At 53.0% G+C, this 18,784-nt stretch carries 13 protein-coding genes; 4 read left to right on the top strand and 9 right to left on the bottom strand.

Annotation, left to right across the window (positions count from 1 at the left end):
• Positions 1-2: 2 nt before the first annotated feature.
• From F0P93_RS13700 to F0P93_RS13730, 7 genes are all read right to left on the bottom strand, one after another.
• Positions 3-1,499, bottom strand: a complete 1,497-nt coding sequence (locus F0P93_RS13700; RefSeq protein WP_150876967.1) for a M20/M25/M40 family metallo-hydrolase — start codon at positions 1,497-1,499, stop codon at positions 3-5.
• A gap of 157 nt (positions 1,500-1,656) precedes the next feature.
• Entirely contained in the window at positions 1,657-3,819 is a 2,163-nt protein-coding gene (locus tag F0P93_RS13705) for a 3-hydroxyacyl-CoA dehydrogenase NAD-binding domain-containing protein (RefSeq protein WP_150876968.1), read from the bottom strand.
• Positions 3,820-3,829: 10 nt separating this feature from the next.
• The gene (locus tag F0P93_RS13710; protein WP_150876969.1) at positions 3,830-5,038 is read right to left on the bottom strand and encodes an acetyl-CoA C-acetyltransferase; all 1,209 of its coding nucleotides are present in this window, start codon (positions 5,036-5,038) and stop codon (positions 3,830-3,832) included.
• A 144-nt stretch (positions 5,039-5,182) separates the two neighbouring features.
• Positions 5,183-7,129: a polysaccharide biosynthesis protein gene (locus F0P93_RS13715; RefSeq protein ID WP_150876970.1), complete on the bottom strand. Its 1,947-nt coding sequence runs from the start codon at positions 7,127-7,129 to the stop codon at positions 5,183-5,185.
• Positions 7,130-7,254: 125 nt separating this feature from the next.
• Positions 7,255-8,172, bottom strand: coding sequence for a TIGR01777 family oxidoreductase (locus tag F0P93_RS13720; RefSeq protein WP_150876971.1), 918 nt, complete (start codon positions 8,170-8,172; stop codon positions 7,255-7,257).
• Between the two features lie 76 nt (positions 8,173-8,248).
• Positions 8,249-10,396 (bottom strand): protein-disulfide reductase DsbD family protein, encoded by a 2,148-nt coding sequence (locus F0P93_RS13725; protein ID WP_150876972.1) that lies wholly within the window; start codon positions 10,394-10,396, stop codon positions 8,249-8,251.
• A gap of 249 nt (positions 10,397-10,645) precedes the next feature.
• On the bottom strand, positions 10,646-11,482 hold the full coding sequence (locus F0P93_RS13730; RefSeq protein ID WP_150876973.1) for a phytanoyl-CoA dioxygenase family protein: 837 nt from the start codon (positions 11,480-11,482) through the stop codon (positions 10,646-10,648).
• Positions 11,483-11,624: 142 nt separating this feature from the next.
• Between F0P93_RS13730 and F0P93_RS13735 the strand changes: the two genes are divergently transcribed.
• From F0P93_RS13735 to tatC, 3 genes are all read left to right on the top strand, one after another.
• Positions 11,625-12,494: a helix-turn-helix domain-containing protein gene (locus tag F0P93_RS13735; RefSeq protein ID WP_150876974.1), complete on the top strand. Its 870-nt coding sequence runs from the start codon at positions 11,625-11,627 to the stop codon at positions 12,492-12,494.
• 99 nt (positions 12,495-12,593) lie between these two features.
• Positions 12,594-13,886, top strand: coding sequence for a serine hydroxymethyltransferase (gene glyA, locus F0P93_RS13740; RefSeq protein ID WP_150876975.1), 1,293 nt, complete (start codon positions 12,594-12,596; stop codon positions 13,884-13,886).
• Between the two features lie 108 nt (positions 13,887-13,994).
• Complete coding sequence (gene tatC, locus F0P93_RS13745; RefSeq protein ID WP_150876976.1) at positions 13,995-14,873, top strand: twin-arginine translocase subunit TatC; 879 nt, start codon at positions 13,995-13,997, stop codon at positions 14,871-14,873.
• A gap of 165 nt (positions 14,874-15,038) precedes the next feature.
• Here the strand turns inward: tatC and F0P93_RS13750 are convergent, their stop codons facing one another.
• The gene (locus F0P93_RS13750; RefSeq protein ID WP_150876977.1) at positions 15,039-15,563 is read right to left on the bottom strand and encodes a hypothetical protein; all 525 of its coding nucleotides are present in this window, start codon (positions 15,561-15,563) and stop codon (positions 15,039-15,041) included.
• 277 nt (positions 15,564-15,840) lie between these two features.
• The gene (locus tag F0P93_RS13755; protein WP_150876978.1) at positions 15,841-17,343 is read right to left on the bottom strand and encodes a capsule assembly Wzi family protein; all 1,503 of its coding nucleotides are present in this window, start codon (positions 17,341-17,343) and stop codon (positions 15,841-15,843) included.
• A 253-nt stretch (positions 17,344-17,596) separates the two neighbouring features.
• Between F0P93_RS13755 and F0P93_RS13760 the strand changes: the two genes are divergently transcribed.
• A complete protein-coding gene (locus F0P93_RS13760) occupies positions 17,597-18,715 on the top strand; it encodes a hypothetical protein (RefSeq protein WP_150876979.1) in 1,119 nt (372 codons plus the stop codon).
• The last annotated feature ends 69 nt before the right edge of the window (positions 18,716-18,784 follow it).

An 18,784-nucleotide genomic window follows, 5' to 3' on the forward strand; every position in this document is an offset into this window, starting at 1 on the left:
TATCACTGTCCGTATAACGCTTTTGAAGCGGCTTCGTATTTGTCACCGGCAACCCATTGCGGCCGGGCGGGTTTGTTGGCAATCAACCGGGCGGCATACGAAAAAGCCTGGCTGAACTTGAGCAAATAGCCGAAATCAATCGTTTCCGGGTTGTCGGCCGCCTGGTGGTAATACTTCATCAGCTCCTCATCGAACTTCTTGAAACCGGCGGAGAACGTCGGTGCCGGAACGCCTTTCACCGCAAAATTGACGTTATCAGAGCGGTCGAACAGGTTTTGTTCGGGAGCCGGATCAGCAAAAACTCTCAATCCAAACGCTTTGCTGGCGGTTTCTATCTCGGTTTTTGCGCCCGTTCGCTCCAATCCTACCACCGAAATGAGCGTGGTGTCATTGTAACCCGCGCCGTCGCTGTTCAGGTTGAAAATAGTTTGTTTCAACGGAATCAGCGGGTGTTCGGCGTAATACCGACTGCCAAGTAATCCCATTTCTTCGGCCGTCAGTGCCAGAATCAGAATCGACCGTTTGGGCCGTTGCGCCTGCAAGGCCTTCGCTGATGCCAGGAGCGCCACCGTTCCAAAGACGTTGTCCCGCGCTCCGTTGAAGATGCTGTCGGCCGACGTATACGGCTGACCGCCCTGCTTGCCAACGCCCACATGATCGAAATGGGCCGACAACAACACGTATTCTTCTTTCAATTTCGGATCGGTTCCTTCAATAACCCCGGCCACATTTACCGCATTGACCAACTGCTGTGAACGACCCGACGTCTGAACCGTCACCGTTTGAGCGGCCTCTTTCAGTCCGGCCAACTGGTTTTTTCCGTTATCAACCCAAAGGTGCAACAGCGTCGGCAATTCGGTGGACGTGGCCAGCGTCATTTGCTCGCCCTGAAACGCCCGGGTTACAATCGGCCACGGATACGTTCCGCTCGTGTAGAGTTCAATCAGCCCGGCGGCTCCTTTTTCGGCGGCTAGTTTCCGCTTCTGTTCCGAAGCCGCCAGCAAGGCGCGGTTGGTAGTGGCTTCCGGCGAACCAACCTGAGCCACCACAAGTTTACCCCGCACATCGCGTCCGTTGTAGCCATCAGCGGTTTCGGTAAGTCCGTAACCGACATACACGGTTTCCGCTTTCAGATTCGTTTCCCTCCCGCCAATCACCACGAACTGTTTTCCCGCTTGCAGCGAGTCGCTGCCAATTTGGAGCCGGGCGTAAGTGGCCGGTTTTGACCGGAGAAACGGCACTTTCTGAAAATAATCCGCTTGCCCGGCCACTGGTTTTAGCCCCAGCGTCCGAAATTGTTCGGCAAGGTAGCGGGCGGCCACAAAATTGCCCGGATCGCCCGTCCGGCGACCCTGGAGTTCGTCGGCGGCCAGAAAACGCATGTGCGCTTCGAGTTCGGTGCGACTGAGTTTGGATTCGGGAAGTTTAGCCACCGGTTGCGCCACCGCAGCAACGGAAAGGAAAAAACCGGTTACCAGAAGGCCGTATGATCTTTGCATGGTTGTGAAGTTAAGACTTTCGCTTTCTGCCCCTAAATCCCCTAAAGGGGACTTGAACACGATAACTCCGATTCCCAAAGTCCTCTTTAGGGGATTTAGGGGCAGAAAGCGAAAGTGTGATAAAATTATCAGACGTAAGTCCTATGAAGTGTATCCTTTAATTGATCTGTTCAAAACGGCTGTTCCCCTGTTCGGCCTTGTCACGCAGGTTTTGGGTGGGGCGAAACCGCTCTCCATAGGCATCGGCCAGCCGGTCCGCTTCCTGCACGAAGGTTTTTATACCCACAAAATCGACAAACGACAGCGTGCCGCCCGTGTAGGACGGAAAACCCCAGCCCAGAATGGAACCAATGTCGGCATCCAGTTGGGTTCGAATCACGCCTTCTTCAAAACAGCGTACGGTCTCGATCACCTGCCGGTACAACAGCCGCTTTTTCACTTCGTCAACCGTCGGCTGCTGGTCGGCCAGCGGAAAGAGTTCCGACAGCCCCGGCCAGAGGTATTTCTTTTCGCCTTCGGGATAGTCGTAAAAACCGGCTTTCGATTTTTTCCCCAACCGGCCCAGGGCCACAAATTTTCCGGCCACCTGGTACGCCGTATCGTCTTCGGTCATCATGCCGTCGTGGATGCTTTGGCCGGAAATTTTGCTGATCAAATCCAACGCGACTTCGTCGGAAACCGCCAGCGGTCCTACGGGCATCCCGGCATTTTTCCCGGCATTTTCGATCAAAACCGGATTGACACCTTCCTGCAACATCTCCATCCCTTCCGACGTGTAGGTCGTAAACACCCGCGACGTATAAAAACCGTGGGAGTCGTTGACCACAATCGGCGTTTTGCGGATCTTTTTCACAAAATCCAGGGCGAAAGCGAGCGCATAGTCCGACGTTTGTTTTCCCACAATCACCTCCACCAACTGCATCTTATCGACCGGCGAAAAGAAATGCAGACCAATGAAGTTTTCGGGTTTGGCCGATGCCTGCGCCAGTCCGCTGATCGGCAGGGTCGAGGTGTTCGACGCAAAAACGCCCGATTCAACCAGCATCGGTTCGGCTTCTTTCGTCACCTCGGCTTTCAACTCACGGTTTTCAAAAACCGCTTCAATAATCAGGTCGCAGCCCTGCAGATCGGTGGCATCGGCGGTGGTTTTGATCAGATTCAAGGTGGCTTCAGCCTTTTCTTGCGTTCCTTTCCCGCGCTCGATGGCTTTTTTAAAAACCGTCCGCGAATAGGCTTTCCCTTTTTCAGCCGCTTCGACCGACACATCTTTCAAAACCGTTTCGATACCGGCCAGCGCGGCTGCATACGCAATGCCCGAACCCATCATACCAGCTCCCAGAATACCAACTTTTTTGACGTCCGTTGCCGGAATCGTTTTCGGACGACTGATGCCTTTGTTGACTTCGTTCAGCCCCAGAAACATGGTCTGGATCAACCCCTTGGCCACTTTCGAGGTCGCGACCTGCACGAAATACCGGGCTTCGATCACCAGCGCGCGGTCGATATTGACCTGTAACCCTTCGTAAACACACGACAGAATGGCGAGGGGGGCCGGGTAGTTTCCCCGCGTTTTTTCCATCAGCATCGCCGTTCCCGCACTGAAAACCCGCGCCCCCGTCGGGCTTTGCACTGCTCCCCCCGGCACTTTGAAATGCTCTTTTCCGACAATCCGACCGGTTTTTCGGTCGCGCTCGTCCCACGGCTGCAAGGGTTCGGGATTAGCCGAAAGCCACGCAAACGCTTTTTCCAGCAGTTCGTCGCGGGAGGTCGCCAGCTCATCCACCAGACCCAGAGCCAGGGCTTCTTTCGGACTCACGCGTTTGCCTTCCAGCAACAGCGGCAGGGCGGCTTCCATCCCGAGCATTCGGGGCAATCGCTGGGTTCCGCCCCCGCCGGGCAGCAAACCGAGCGTTACTTCGGGCAAACCAATAACGGCTTTCGGGTTGTCGAGCGCAATGCGGTGGTGACAGGCCAGACAGGCTTCATACCCCCCGCCCAGCGCCGTACCGTTGATGGCGGCAACAACCGGCTTTCCCGATGTTTCGATGGCCCGGAAAACCCGGTTCAGTTCCGCCGAAACCTTCAACATGTCGCCCGGCTCTTTGTCATTATTGCGGAGAATCATCTTCAGATCGGCACCGGCAATGAATTCATTTTTCTCCGACGTAATGATGATGCCTTTGACCTCCGCGTCGTCGTAAGCCCGTTGCAGCGCAGCCTCGAACGCCGGAATGGAGTCGTCGTTGAGCACGTTCATGGGCGAACTGGTCATGTTCCAGCTCAGCATGGCGACGTTTCGGTCGATGGTGTAGTTAATCATGGTCAATGGCTTAGTTGATTCGTTCAAAAACCGTGGCAACGCCCATTCCTCCGCCCACGCAGAGCGTTGCTAGCCCCGTTTGCCGGCCGGTTCGTTCCAGTTCGTCCAGAAGTGTCGCCGAAAGAATGGCCCCGGTTGCGCCCAGCGGATGACCCAGCGCAATGGCTCCGCCGTTCACATTCAACCGGCTGTGATCGACGCCCAATTGCTCCATATACAGCAGCGGAACAGCCGCAAACGCTTCGTTTACTTCGAACAGGTCGATGTCACTGAGCTGCATACCGGCTTTTTTCAACACCTTCTGCGTGGCCGGAACCACACCGGTGAGCATGATGGTCGGTTCGGTTCCAATAACGGCAAAAGCCCGGATGCGGGCGCGGGGTTTCAGACCGGTTTTTTTGCCAAATTCTTTCGAACCAATCAACAGTCCGGCGGCTCCATCGACAATTTGTGAGGAATTACCGGCGTGATGAATGTGGTTAATCTGGGCCAGATCGGCGTATTTCAGTAGGGCCAGCGCATCGAAACCGGCTTTCCCGATGGCGTCAAAGGCAGGTTTCAGTTTCGACAGACTTTCGGCAGTGGTGCCCGGACGAACGCCTTCGTCGCGGTCGAGCAGGATGGTGCCGAGGTCGTCTTTGATGGCAACCAGCGTCCGGCCAAACCGGTTTTCCTGCTGGGCTATCGTGGCCCGTCGGTAGGATTCGGCGGCAAAGGCGTCGGCATCGGCGCGGCTAAAACCGTATTTGGTCGCAATTAAATCGGCGGAAATGCCCTGCGGAACGATGTTGTGCCGGGCCACAATCTGCGGATTCATGAAGAGGGCACCTCCGTCGGACCCGATGGGAACGCGCGACATCGACTCCACACCACCGGCCACAACGGCCTCAAACTGCCCCGACAGCACATAAGCGGCCGCCATGTTGATGGCTTCGAGCCCGGACGAGCAAAAGCGGTTTAGTTGCACCCCGGCGACGGTTTCGGCATAACCCGCTTCGATGACGGCGGTACGGGCAATGTCGGCCCCCTGTTCGCCAATGGGCGTTACGCAGCCCATGATGACGTCGTCGAGAAGAGCGGTATCGAGCTGATTCCGGTTTTTGAGTTCGCGCAGAACGCTGGTCAGTAACTGAATAGGCTGGACGTCGTGGAGAGAGCCGTCACTTTTTCCCCGGCCACGGGGTGTGCGAACAGCGTCATAAATAAAGGCCTGGGTCATAGGAATGGTTGCTTATCGGATTTCACAACCGTATGCGGACATACGATCACCGAAAAACAAACTTACCGGTATGGCACATAGGCCGCAAGCAAATGCTTTAAAATCAACGGGACGAATCGGTTATTTTCCGGAACTCGTGGAAAGTTACAGTTCAACCGCTTTGGGTTTTTGGGAATCCAGTGCGGTAAAAATGGAGTTTTTACTAATGTATTCGGGGATGACCAGTTTAATAATTCGCACCAGTTTCGTGGCATCACCCTCGACCAGGCGATACCGCAGTTCTTCCAGAACGGCTTTTATCTCGTTCGCGTCCGGCGTATTGACCCGGGCAACCATGATTTTCGGATGGTGGGTCGGCAAGGTTTCTTCGTTGTTGTTCAAGAGTTCCTCAAACAGTTTTTCACCCGGACGCAGCCCGCTATAAACCACCTGAATTTCTTTGCCCACGGTATAGCCGGAGAGGTGAATCATTTTCCGGGCCAGTTCGGCGATTCGTACGGGTTCACCCATGTCGAAAACGAACACTTCCCCCCCCTTGCCCATTGTTCCGGCTTCCAGCACCAGTTGGCAGGCTTCGGGAATGGTCATGAAATAACGGATGATGTCCGGATGTGTCACCGTTACCGGCCCACCGGCCTGGATTTGCTGCCGAAAAACCGTTACGACTGAACCATTGGAACCCAGCACATTACCAAATCGCGTGGCAATAAATCGGGTCTGACGCAGCTTTCCAGGCTGCTGATTCAGGCTCTGCACGTACATTTCGGCCAGACGCTTGGTGGCTCCCATCACGTTGGTGGGGTTCACTGCCTTGTCGGTCGAAATCATGACAAATTTCCGAACTCCGAATTGAAGCGCCAAATCGGCCACGATTTGAGTCCCCAGCACATTGACCCGAACCGCTTCGTAGGGATGCTCTTCCATCAACGGAACGTGCTTGTAGGCGGCCGCGTGAAAGACGTAATCGGGTTTAACATCCCGGAAAATATGGTGCATCCGCACTTCATCGGCCACATCCCCAATTTTCAGGATCAGGTTCGTAGTGGCCAGCACGGTTTTATATTCCCGGCGCAAGTTAAATTCCAGATCGAACAAGGCCGACTCAGCCTGATCCAGCAATACGATTGTGTGCGGTTTATGGCTGACCACCTGCCGAACCAGCTCGCTCCCGATGGAGCCGGCAGCTCCGGTCACGAGCACGATCTGATTCCGCAGTTGTTCGCCGGTAACCGGATTGACGACTTGAATGGGAGCCCGTCCCAGCAAATCCTCAATCCGAACGTCCCGAATCTGCGAGGATTTTAGTTCGCCGTCGATCCACTGCCCCACCGTCGGGATGGTTTTAACACTGACGTGATGCTGTAGAAAAAACTCGGTTATTTCGTTTTTCTGACGCAGATCAGCGGTTCCCATCGCCAAAATTACCTGCGGTAAAACATCCCGATTCCGCACATACCGCTCGTAGGCTTCCTGGCGCGAAATGACTTTTATGCCCTGAATTACTTTCTGAATTTTGTACGGATTGTCGTCAATAAACGCCAGAATGGTGTAGCGCTGGATGGAGTCCTGGGCTAATGCCTTGCGCGTCAACAGGCCGGTTTCACCCGCACCATAAATCAAAACCGGTTGCCGAACTCCTCCGTTTCCAGCTCGTAAGGCCCAATAAAACGCTTTGGCCATAAACCGGCTGACGGAGAGTAATACAAGGCAGGAAAAATAGTCGATCAGTAAGATGGAAACCGGAATATAAACGGAAACCTGATCGGTCAGTTGCCAGACAAGAAATGAACCCACCGCCGTGACTACTCCACTGATGGTAACGGCGTAAACCAGCAGGGTGACATCTTCCAGACTGGTATGCCGGATAATACCCTGGTAGGGACGGAACAGCAAAAAAAACAGAAAACGAACACCGACAACGACCTGTACACAATAAAAAAAGTCGGCCCGGTTAAGACCGCTGGTTTCAAAATTAAACCGCAAAAGATAAGCGACTGAAAACGATACAATGCAGATGATTACATCGATACTCAGCACGAGATAACTGGACACGAAGCGTGTCGCACTCGTTTTTAGTAATTGTTCAATCATTTGTTCACAGGTCGGAGAATACTGGTTACCTCATTGCCAACTATTTCTACAGGTAGTTTACCAATTTGTTTGTGAAAGCAAGTATACTGATATTAAACTTAATCTGTACTATCGCTACGAAACTGTTATTGCAATAAGTCCCTCAAAGCCGGCAGCAAATCAGGAAATAGATACTCAAATGTTGTTTCTTCCCGTACCCGTTTATTCAATACATAATTTCCTCCCAGTACGACAATGGCCATTTCACCAAAAAGCAACCGAATGGCAAAGGCCGGTACGCGGGGTAAAAGATGCGGCTTTTTGAGTAAGTCTATTATTTGACGTGTAAAGTTCTCATTAGTCACAGGCTTGGCAGCAACGGCGTTATAAATTCCCCGCCAACGCTCATCGGTAGCCGCCTGACAATACATCCGGCAGAGGTCGTCCATGTGAATCCACGACATGTACTGATGCCCCGAGCCCAGGGGAGCACCGGCTCCCAGACGAATGGGCTGCACGAGCTTGGGCAAAGCACCACCCTCCATCGTTAGCACAATTCCCGTCCGGAGTTTAACGGTTCGAATGCCCAAGGCGGCCACTTCATCGACAGACCGCTCCCAGGCCCGAACCACCTGCGCCAGAAAATCACTTCCGCCTTCGCTGATTTCGGTCAGCGGGCGGTCGCCGGTATCTCCTCCATAATAGCCAATGGCCGAGGATGAGACAAAGGACTGAACGTGGTGTTTACCCGAACGCAGGGCATTGGCCAGTAATTGCGTGGATTTGGTGCGGCTTTCGATAATCTGCCGTTTGCGCTGATCGGTCCAGCGTTCGTCGGCAATACCGGTGCCGGCCAGGTGAATGATGTGGTCGGCCGTCAGAATCGCCTGCGGGTCGATATGCCCTTTCTCGATGTCCCACTGGTAAACCGTAACATTCGGAATGGCCTTCTTTTCTGCGGAACGACTCAGCAGCGAAACCTGAAAGCCCTGCTGAAGCAACAATTGAGTAAGCCGACGGCCGATGGTGCCGGTGCCGCCGGTAATCAGAATAGTTTTTGCCATGACGGATAGAGGATGGTCATGGTTTAACCAATCGTAGAAGGAATTTGTTGCCTCCCCCGGCTTATTTCAAAGCCGATCATTGACCTGGGTTGGGCGCCGACGAACGGGCCGCTACGGTTTGCGGAGCGGCAAAAACCGTCTTGCCTTCGTCTAGAAAACCGGCGAAGTTATTGACATCCAGGTCATAATTCTTCGGCTTGACCAGCAGTTTCCCCGTCTGGTCGACGATGCAGTAATGAGGCTGGGCGTTGTTGTTGTAACGCACAATCTGCAAATCCGCATTTTGCGCCCCGATGGTTTTCTTTTGCTTGTTATCGTAGGTCGACGTATACCAGGCCGATTCCGGCAGTTCGGTTTTATCATCGACATACAGCGCCAGAATGACGTAATCGTTTTGCAACCGGCGCAGAATCGGCTCTTCGGCCCACACGCGGGCTTCCATTTCCCGACAATTCACACAGCCGTGGCCCGTAAAATCAATGAAAACGGGTTTGTTCACTTTAGCCGCGTAGGCCAACGCCTGTTTGTAGTCGAAAAAGCCCTGAAGTCCGTGTGGCAACCGGAACAATTCGCTGTATTTCGGTTTTTCGCCCAACGTATTTTGTTCTGGGGTGGAATTGCCGACACCCCTGAAACCGAAATCCTGCGTCGTTTCAGGGGGCAGATAACCGGCCAGGGCTTTCAAGGGAGCGCCCCATAAACCGGGAATCATGTAGACCACAAAGGCAAAGGTGACAATGGCCAGCAGCAAACGCGGCACGCTGACGGTTTTCGTTTCGCTGTCGTGCGGTAGCCGAACTTTTCCGAGCAGGTAAAAACCGATCAGGGCGAAAATGACGATCCAGAAAGCCAGATACACTTCGCGGTCGAGCAGATTCCAGTGGTAGACCTGGTCGGCAATGCTTAGAAATTTCAGTGCCAGCGCCAGTTCCAGAAAGCCCAGTACCACTTTTACGGAATTCAGCCAGCCGCCCGATTTGGGCAGGCTTTTGAGCCACTGTGGAAAAGCCGCAAACAGCGTAAACGGAATGGCAAAAGCCGCCGAAAAAGCCGCCATGCCGACGATTGGTTTCAAGACTTCACCACCCGCAGAGGCCACCAGCAAACTGCCGACAATCGGCCCCGTACAGGAAAACGACACCAGCACCAGCGTAAAGGCCATGAACAGAATCCCGGCAATACCGCCCTTTTCGGATTTGGCATCGATGGAGTTGACCAGTGAATTCGGCAGGACAATTTCAAACAAGCCCAAAAACGACAGCCCAAAAATGAAGAAAATCGCAAAGAACAGAACGTTGGGCAGCCAGTGGGTACTGACGAAATTGGCAAATGCCGGGCCGTTGATCCGCGAAACCACGGTACCAATCAGCACGTAAATGAAAATAATGGACAAACCGTACAAAACCGCTTTCCACAATCCGTGATCCTGCTTGGTAAAGTAGCTGACCGTCATCGGAATGATCGGAAACACGCAGGGCGTCAGCAAGGCCAGCAGACCCGACAGAAAAGCGGCAATCATAAACCCGATCAGCGATTCTTCCGGTTTTTCTGCCGACGTATCAGTCAGTTGTGGCGTAGCAACCGGCGCTTCGGCGGTGGTTACGGTCTCTGAATCCGGGCTGTCGGCTCCGGTTGAAGGCGCAACGGCGACGCGGGAAGTGGTGTCTGGCGTGATCGAAGCAGATGCGGGTTCACCCGTTGCGACGGCTTCAGCCGTAGGTTTTACAGTCACTGGTGCCGCAGCCACGCCCACGGTTTTTACCGATACCGAAAATTCGTGTTCGGCAGGCGGCAGGCAATTGGTCCCTGAACAGGTTTGGTATTCAATATTACCGGCGATAACCGGATTGGCTTTCAATAGTTTAACCTTCTGAATGAGCGCGGCTTTGTTCTCGAAAAACCGCACTTTGCTGTTCCAGACTTCCTCAAACTCTTCTTTCGGAGCCACTGAAACGAACGAGCCGACTTTTTCAAAGCTGCCGTTTTCCTTCAACTTCAAGGTCGTCGGAATCGGCCCAATGTCCGGATTCAGGTCCGAAGCATACATGTGCCAGCCTTTGTCGATGGTTGCATTCATGCGAATCTCAATCACCTCGCCGACTTTGGCGTTGGTTTTTGATGCGGTGAACGTCCAGTGCGTCGGATCGGGCTGAATTTGTGCTGCCGCCGTCAGCGTTACGAAAAATACCGTCAGAAAAGAGAAAAAATGACCAACTTGTTTCATATCAATGGCTTACTAAATTGCCCAACCTTACAACACGATTTCTGCAAAAATATCTCCAATCCGCGCACAAATCATCCAGCCCTAAAAAAAAACACCCTGCCGGAGCTCCAGCGGGGTGTTCTGCACAACCAACCTATATTTTGTTTTAGTGAGGATGAAAGAGCAAAGACAAGAGAATAAAGAGGAACACCACCAGGCACTCAGTCTCTATTCTCTCGTCTATCCTCTTTTGTCTTTATTCTCTATTCTTTACTCTCTTTCAAACAGCAATGGATTCAGCTCACCTTCGGGTTTGCTACCGATGGGGTAGCTTCCCAGCCACGTCGTCCAGTCGGCTTCCTGATACGTGTTTTGGGGCTGCGTAATCGTTTGTTCGGCATCCATGTAAATCATCGTCATCACCTTACGCGGGGTGCTGGAGGTGTTGGGTCCCGCCCGGTGGAACGTCCAGCCGGCGTGGTAGCTCACCTCGCCCAGTTCGAAAGGCGTATCGTTGATGGTAAAATTCAGGTTGGTCAGTTCCTCCGCCAGCAACCGCTCGCTTTCGTCGCTGATCTCGATGTTGCGGCCAATTTCCACCTGCTGGCTCTGCTCGGCAAAGGCCAGCGGCCCCATTTCCATCGGGGTATCCTGCAACGGGATCCAGACAGTAACGGTTTTGGGAGACGAAAGAGGCCAGTAGAACTGGTCGGCATGCCAGGGTGTGAAACCGCCCGACGGTTCTTTGTACAGTGCTTGGTCGTGGTAAAGCCGAACGGCATCGACGCCCATCAGGTCGGCCGCAATTTTGGCCAGTCGACGGGAGAATACGAACTCTCTGGCGGTTTTGTCTTCCCGCCAGAGGTTCATAATCTGGAGGAACGCGCGCTCGTAGGTCGTACGCTCTTCCATCGACTTGGTCAGGGTGTTCAGCCTGATCACCAGATCGGTAATCACGTCTCCGTAGTGTTTGAGGACTTCCGGGCTGAGCACATTTTTTAATTTTACGTAACCGTTTTTTTGATAAAACGCAATTGCTTCCGGACTGACAGCATACGCTTCGTTCAGTTCGTCCAGCAAAGAAGTGTTGTCAACGGTCACTTGCATACAATTAACGGGTTTAGGAAAATCAGTGATACAAAATTGGTTCAATTGTTTCTTGTAAAAATTTAATTATTATGCCAATAAGTGTATAATTGTGACTTTTTGTTCCCCATATTACTCGCAGAGAGTAAAAATACTGCATGTTGTGAAAGCTTTATTTGAAAAAATTGAATTAGGAGACCACAATTCCCTGCGGGTGGTGCACGTCGATCTGCCGTATTTCGACGCCCCCTGGCATTTTCATCCCGAATACGAATTGACGTACATCGCCCGAAGCCACGGAAACCGGTTCGTCGGCGATCACGTCGAGCCCTTCGATGCCGGTGACCTGGTGTTGCTGGGGCCGGGGCTACCGCACTTCTGGCGCAATGACGATGAGTATTACCAGCCGGAGTCCGACCGCCGGGCCGAATCCATCGTGGTGCAGTTTTCCCAGTCACTGGGCGACACTTTGCTCCCCCAATTGCCGGAAACCCAGCCGCTAATGGCCTTGCTGAATCGGGCCCGGTACGGCGTGCGGTTTGGAAAACCGAAGGTGGCCGAAGTGACACCCGCCCTCGAAACCTTGTTGAAATGCCAGGGACTCGAGCGATTGCTCCGCCTGCTTTTCCTGCTCCAGCAACTGGCCAGCGACACCGACGCCGTGATGCTGGCCAGCGACAACTATGAACTGAAAGCCAGCGAAGCCGAAACCGAGCGCATGAAGCGGGTGCTGGATTTTATGCTGGCCCATTTTCGGGAAGAAATCCGGGTCGATGACATGGCTTCCGTGGCCGGCATGGCACCGGCGGCTTTTTGCCGGTATTTCCGGAAGCGAACCCGCAAATCGTTTATCGAATACCTGAACGAACTGAGGATCAGCCACGCCCGGAAACTGCTGGTGCAGTCGGATCTCAGCATCAGCCAGGTTGGGCTGGAGTGCGGTTTCAATAATATCTCGCATTTTCACCGGCAATTCAAGCTGCACAACGGCACTACGCCCCTGAAATACCAGTCCCTTCAACATAATAAGTAGAAGACAACAAGAATGCTGTTTTTCTCCGTACTTTTGTACCAGTATCGTTAATTTGTTATCCAACTACGAATAGCCATTCGCTCCGGCGAACCGTTTAGCATGTCGACACTAGTTACTCCCATCACCCGTGATACGCAGGTATTTGAGCTTATCGCCAAAGAACAGCACCGTCAGGAATCCGGTATCGAATTGATCGCTTCCGAAAACTTCGTTTCCAAACAAGTTATGGAAGCCGCCGGAACCGTTTTGACCAACAAATACGCCGAAGGCTTACCGGGCAAACGGTATTACGGCGGTTGCGAAGTGGTGGATGAAATCGAGCAGTTGGCAATCGACCGCGTGAAGGAATTGTTTGGTGCTTCGTGGGCCAACGTGCAACCGCACTCGGGCGCACAGGCCAACACGGCGGTTTTTCTGGCCTGCCTGAAACCGGGGGATACCATTCTGGGTTTCGACCTGTCACACGGCGGTCACCTAACCCACGGTTCAGCCGTGAACATTTCGGGAAAATATTTCCGGCCGACGTTTTACGGCGTTGAGCAGGAAACCGGCGTCATCAACTACGACAAGGTAGAAGAAACCGCCCAGCGCGAACGTCCGAAGCTGTTGATCTGTGGTGCATCAGCCTACAGCCGCGACTGGGATTACGTCCGGCTTCGTGCCATTGCCGACTCGGTGGGTGCGCTGTTGCTGGCGGATATTTCGCACCCCGCCGGTCTGATTGCCAAAGGCTTGCTGAACGACCCGATGGATCATTGCCACATCGTGACCACGACCACGCACAAAACCCTGCGCGGCCCCCGTGGCGGAATGATCATGTTGCGGAACGATTTTGAAAACCCGTTTGGCATCAAAACGCCAAAAGGTGACCTCCGGATGATGTCGTCTTTGCTGGACTCGGGCGTTTTTCCGGGTACGCAGGGCGGGCCGTTGGAACATATTATTGCCGCCAAAGCGATTGCGTTTGGGGAAGCGTTGTCCGACGAATTCGGTGACTATGCCAACCAGATCCAGCGGAATGCACAGGCGATGGCTGCGGCTTTTGTATCGCGCGGGTATAAAATCATTTCGGGCGGAACCGATAATCACCTGATGTTGATCGACTTGCGCTCGAAAGGATTGTCGGGAAAACTGGCGGAGAACACGCTCATCAAGGCCGACATTACGATCAACAAAAACATGGTTCCGTTCGACGACAAGTCGCCGATGGTGACGTCGGGGATGCGGGTTGGCACAGCGGCCGTCACAACGCGCGGCATGAAAGAATCTGATATGGAGCAAATTGTCGTATATATTGACGACGTGCTGATGAATCACGATAACGACGCCAAAATTCAGGTTGTGAAAGAAGAAATCAATTCCTGGATGAAAGCGTTTCCACTTTATAATTAATTGTGAATGAGTGAATGAGCGAATGAGTGAATAGGATCAAAGATCACGCTTTTAATCGCGGCAGCTATTCACTCATTCGCTCATTCACTCATTCACTCATTTACTTCAATGAAGCCCATAGACCAAGAGTTTGATAGCGAGAGTGAAGTTGAAGAAGCCGGGGAAATGACCTTCCTTGAGCATCTGGAAGAACTTCGATGGCACCTGGTTCGTGCCGTTGGATCGATTGCGATATTTTCGCTCCTGAGTTTCATCTACATTCGTGAAATATATGATAAGGTGATTCTGGGACCGTCAAGCCCCACCTTCTGGACGTACCGGATGATGTGTAAGCTGTCGGAAAAAACCGGCTTCACGGACTTATGCGTTGAAAAGCTGAACTTTACGCTCCAAAGTCGTGAGGTAGGTGGTCAGTTTACGATGGCACTGACAGCCTCGCTGATGATCGGGTTGCTGTTTGCCTTTCCCTATGCCTTTTGGGAAATGTGGCGGTTTATCATGCCGGGTTTAAAATCGTCAGAACGCCGGGCTGCGCGGGGTGCCGTTTTTTTTGTAACGTCGCTGTTTTTCTCGGGTGTCCTTTTCGGTTACTACATTGTATCCCCTCTGGCATTAAACTTCCTGGCCAATTTCCAGCTTGACCCGCGTATTGTCAATGAGTTCGACATTACCTCGTACATTTCAACGCTCGCGACGCTGACGCTGGGCTGCGGCTTGACGTTCCAGATGCCGATTGCGGCTTTTGTCCTGTCTAAAATTGGTATTCTGACCCCCCAGTTCATGCGGGCCTACCGCCGTCATGCGCTGGTCGTTATTCTGGTGGTTGCGGCCATCATTACCCCGTCACCGGATGTGTACAGCCAGATTCTGGTGGCCATTCCGCTGGTGCTGCTCTACGAAGTCAGTATCTGGGTATCGGGCTACGTTCAACGGCTGCGGCTGAAAGAAGAGCAGGAACTGATGAAAAGCGACGGGTACGAAGATTAACCGGCCTATACGGTATGGGAGAGGAATGATAAATGTAAAATGATGAATATCAAATCTAAAAGTGTTTCAATGCGACGCACTTTTAGATTTGATATTCATCATTTTACATTTATCATTCCTCTTTTTATTTCTAACGATTGAGTGACCTATCCGGAACAGACGGTCTTAGAATTTCCCGGTGATTCCCAGTCGGATGGGGGATATACCCAGGCCTACTTCAGCAAAACCGCCGATTTTCTGGCTAAACCGATAGAAGCCACCGAGGTGAATGCCCGGAAAAATGCCTTTGGGACGGGGTTTGAAGTAGCCCAAATGATCTTCTTTACCACGGCGCATGGTGCTGCGCGTACCTACGGCCAAACCGGCATAGGGATCAAATTTATCGTCTCCGATGGCCAGCAGATTAGCCAGGTGGTACGAGCTGCGAAGGCCGACGCTCACAAACTGCGATTTCCACTGACGGTCTCCGAATTTGGTGCCGTACAGGGCATAATCGAAAAAACCGCCCACGCTGACCTGATCCGTAAAGCCGAGTTCAAAAGAGGCTCCATTACACAATCCTCCCAACGCATACGTCTGCATTCCTAAGCCCATGTTAAGCATGAGGTTCACTTTTCGGGCTATTTGCGAAAAGCCGGGCGTTGCCGCCGTGGAGAGCCATAGAAAGGTGCAGAGTATTTTTAGCTTCACAACAGATTGATAGTTACGCTCTTCTAGTTGTTTACTGTTCAGGAAAGAGGTCATTCGCGCCTGCATCCATCACGATACGACAAAAGTGGTAACCAAACGACAGGAATCAAATCGGTAAAAGGTTCAACTGGGAAAACCACAAACTGAAACGTGTAAAACGGCCCTTCAGTGGTGAACGCCGATGTCGGTTCAGCGGCAAACCTACAACGGAAAAAGCAGAATTAAATTTTACGGGCGAAGAAAGACCCACAACGGTTTACGTCTTTTTTCTATTGTCTTACTTCTTTTTTCTCGAAACGGTTTTTCGAAACCCTATAAAACCGCCCAGAGCATCCTCATACAACTGCCCCACATCGGCCGATAGAGCGGCTGTCAGATAGGAGCCGCCAAGCCAGCGCAGCGGAAAACCAACCTGCACCCAGGTCGATACCTGGGTGGGAGGCCCCGCCAGAAAAACTTCCGGAATCCCGAAATTGCGGCTGTAGGAAACCCGGGCACGCAGGTCGATCTGTCGGGCCACTGTTGCCCGCAGAGCCGCATGAAACACCTGAACCCGGTTGTTGACAAAGGCCCAGTCGCTGGTGTTTTGATAAGCCGCCTGAATGTCCTGCCGTCGGGTTAGAAAGGGCGTCCCGATTACCCGGTTCTGGTACGTCCAGCCTTCCCGGTATTGCGAATTGTTGAAGTAATTATCGGCTCCTTTCCAGGCTTTGTTGGTTTGGTACAAGGTGGGTCCGCTCTGGCTCAGGGTGGTGAGAAATTCCAGCAGCACCTCATTCAGTTGGAAACCGGAAGCACCCGGACGGTTGTTCCGCAGCCGAATCCCGCTCAATCCATCGGGAAGATTCTTAAAAAACATGCCCGTCACATCGTCGAAAGCATGTTGGTGATACACAAAAAGATCCACCGCCGGAAACCGGAGTTCCGCGGCAAAGTCGATGGAACCCAAGTGATTACCGTATAAATTCACGTAATCGAACGAGGTGAGCCGATCGTTGTTCAGGCCGTTGGTGCGGATGGCAAACAGCACGTTCGGGAAGTCCTCCAGGCGGCCGGGCAGTTTGCCATCGACGGCGAATTTCGGGTCGATGTAGTCGGATTGACCGCCCCATTGCGCATTGTGGTTGATTCCGGCATACAGCCGAAGCGTTGACGTGGGCTTGCCGATGCGGAAAATCAGCGATTTCTGGTGCAGAAACGAGTGCCGCAAATACCAGGTTTTGGCATACCAGCCGTGGGCGATAAAGCCGTTGATCGACAGCCACTCCCGCCGTCCGAGCGGCACAAAACCGCGCGTTCCAAACTGCACTTTCGGAAGCGGCAAGGCGTTTCCCGACCAGGCATATGAACCCGACGAAAGCGTGGAATCCACCAGACCAATCACCTCGCGCCGACGACCCAGCACCAACTCGATACCCCGGTGTGCCAGTTTTACGTAGGCTTCCGGAACCAGAAGCTGGCTCGATTTTCCGGCATTGGCCACCACTTCGGCCTGGTATTCCAACCGCCACGCCCGGTTGGGTCGAGTCTGGTAGCGGCCCGTTGTCGTGTCACTGAGCAACACGGCTCCAGCCCCGCCAACCCGAAACGTGCCAAATGGCGCTGTCAGTGGTATAATACCGTATTGATTGGACCGAAGCCAGAAAGGCGTTTGATCGGTGGAAGAGGCCAGTGCGCCGATTTCCGCATAAACCCGATTTTGCGGTTGCGAAGGCGATTGGGCAAAAACCGGGTGAAAAGAAAAGAATCCGATCAGACTAATCAGGTAGCGTTGCTTCATGCAAGACAAGATTGACAGATATACAGGTAAATATACGACGCAAAATCCGTTATCTTTCGCACTACCGCACCGATGGTAACAACTTGAAAAACAAAACCCCGGCAAGTACCGGGGCCTGTAATTCTAACCTTTTTATCTATACCTGACGATACGCGGTGCGGCAAAGAAGTGTTGCATAAAAACGGGTGATTTAAGGCTCTCTGTTAATTTTGCATTCTGGAAGTATCTATTTTATTGTTTCCGTTTTCGTCTGATGAGAAATCATTCCCTATGGATCGGCCTACTGCTGCTCTCCCTTTCGCTGGTCGAGTGTAAAACAAGCCGGATCCCGACCGGAAAAACCGCCCCGGTTCTGCGTGCGTCCATTGAAACGGAAAACCTGCTGACCTGCTGCGGTTTCGGCACGAAAATGCCCGACGGAAACCCGGTCTGGTGCGAAGCATCGGCGGTTTTGTTCGATAACGGCATGGTGTACGTCGCCAACGACAAAGACATGCCCGCCGGTCTCAGTTCGGTGTTTACCAAGCCCTGGAAAAGCTTTGCCGACACCACCGTTCGGCCCACGCCCCTGCTGGCGAGCGCGTTTCGGGAGGCCCGGAAATACGAAGATTTTGCCACCAATGGCGACTATGTTTTTCTAACCACCGCCTTCGACCGCGTCAAAGCGGGTTCGACCGACTGGGATGGCTATAACACCATTCTGTACTGGAAAAAGGGCAACGAAGCGAATCCGCAGGTGCTGGCACCACAACGGGGGGCAAAAAATTCGGTGGCTTACCGGGAGCAACTCAGCAAGGTCTTAACCCAAAACCGCCCGGCTTTCCCGAACGGGATGCCTTATTTCAAAGTGGAAGGGCTGGCTGTGATGGATTCGCTGCTGCTGTTCGGAATTCGGGAGGAAGGCGAAAAATATGATAAGTTCGACTACCGGGTTCGCATCGTCACCGTGCCGTTTTTTGTGGAGAAAACCGCCGAAGGGGAACGCCTGGCATTGCGCGACGACTGGCGCATCGTGGCCGACTTCGACCCGGCGACGGTGGCTGATTTACCAAAACCGCTGGCCTTGTCGAGCATTGAATACGACCGCAACCGCAAGCTGTTCTGGCTGTTAACCTCCATTGAAACCAACGGCCGGTTAGATGCGTATCTCTGGACGGCAACGCCCGACGAATTGCTGAACAACCGACCCTTCAAGCCGGTGCGCGATGCGGCTGGTCAGCCCATTCACTTCAACCACAAAGCCGAAGATCTGACGCTGATCGATGCCAACCACCTGCTGGTGATTCACGACGACGACCGCGCCAACACAACCGTGGGGACGAAAATCCGTCAGCCGAATCAGGCCGCGTATACGGTTCTGAAAATTAACTGAGGTGTAAAAATTTCGTCATGGTCACTGGTACTGGCCATGTTGGCTCCGTAGTATCGTTTTCTGATCTAT

This window comes from Larkinella humicola, assembly GCF_008727875.1.
GTDB classification, from domain to species: domain Bacteria; phylum Bacteroidota; class Bacteroidia; order Cytophagales; family Spirosomataceae; genus Larkinella; species Larkinella humicola.

Bases quoted from the DNA above. Each gene is read 5' to 3' on its own strand.
- tatC (WP_150876976.1), top strand. From the start codon at position 13,995: ATGAAGCCCATAGACCAAGAGTTTGATAGCGAGAGTGAAGTTGAAGAA.
- F0P93_RS13700 (WP_150876967.1), bottom strand. From the start codon at position 1,499: ATGCAAAGATCATACGGCCTTCTGGTAACCGGTTTTTTCCTTTCCGTT.
- F0P93_RS13710 (WP_150876969.1), bottom strand. From the start codon at position 5,038: ATGACCCAGGCCTTTATTTATGACGCTGTTCGCACACCCCGTGGCCGG.
- glyA (WP_150876975.1), top strand. From the start codon at position 12,594: ATGTCGACACTAGTTACTCCCATCACCCGTGATACGCAGGTATTTGAG.
- F0P93_RS13730 (WP_150876973.1), bottom strand. From the start codon at position 11,482: ATGCAAGTGACCGTTGACAACACTTCTTTGCTGGACGAACTGAACGAA.
- F0P93_RS13760 (WP_150876979.1), top strand. From the start codon at position 17,597: ATGAGAAATCATTCCCTATGGATCGGCCTACTGCTGCTCTCCCTTTCG.
- F0P93_RS13715 (WP_150876970.1), bottom strand. From the start codon at position 7,129: ATGATTGAACAATTACTAAAAACGAGTGCGACACGCTTCGTGTCCAGT.
- F0P93_RS13755 (WP_150876978.1), bottom strand. From the start codon at position 17,343: ATGAAGCAACGCTACCTGATTAGTCTGATCGGATTCTTTTCTTTTCAC.
- F0P93_RS13705 (WP_150876968.1), bottom strand. From the start codon at position 3,819: ATGATTAACTACACCATCGACCGAAACGTCGCCATGCTGAGCTGGAAC.
- F0P93_RS13720 (WP_150876971.1), bottom strand. From the start codon at position 8,172: ATGGCAAAAACTATTCTGATTACCGGCGGCACCGGCACCATCGGCCGT.
- F0P93_RS13725 (WP_150876972.1), bottom strand. From the start codon at position 10,396: ATGAAACAAGTTGGTCATTTTTTCTCTTTTCTGACGGTATTTTTCGTA.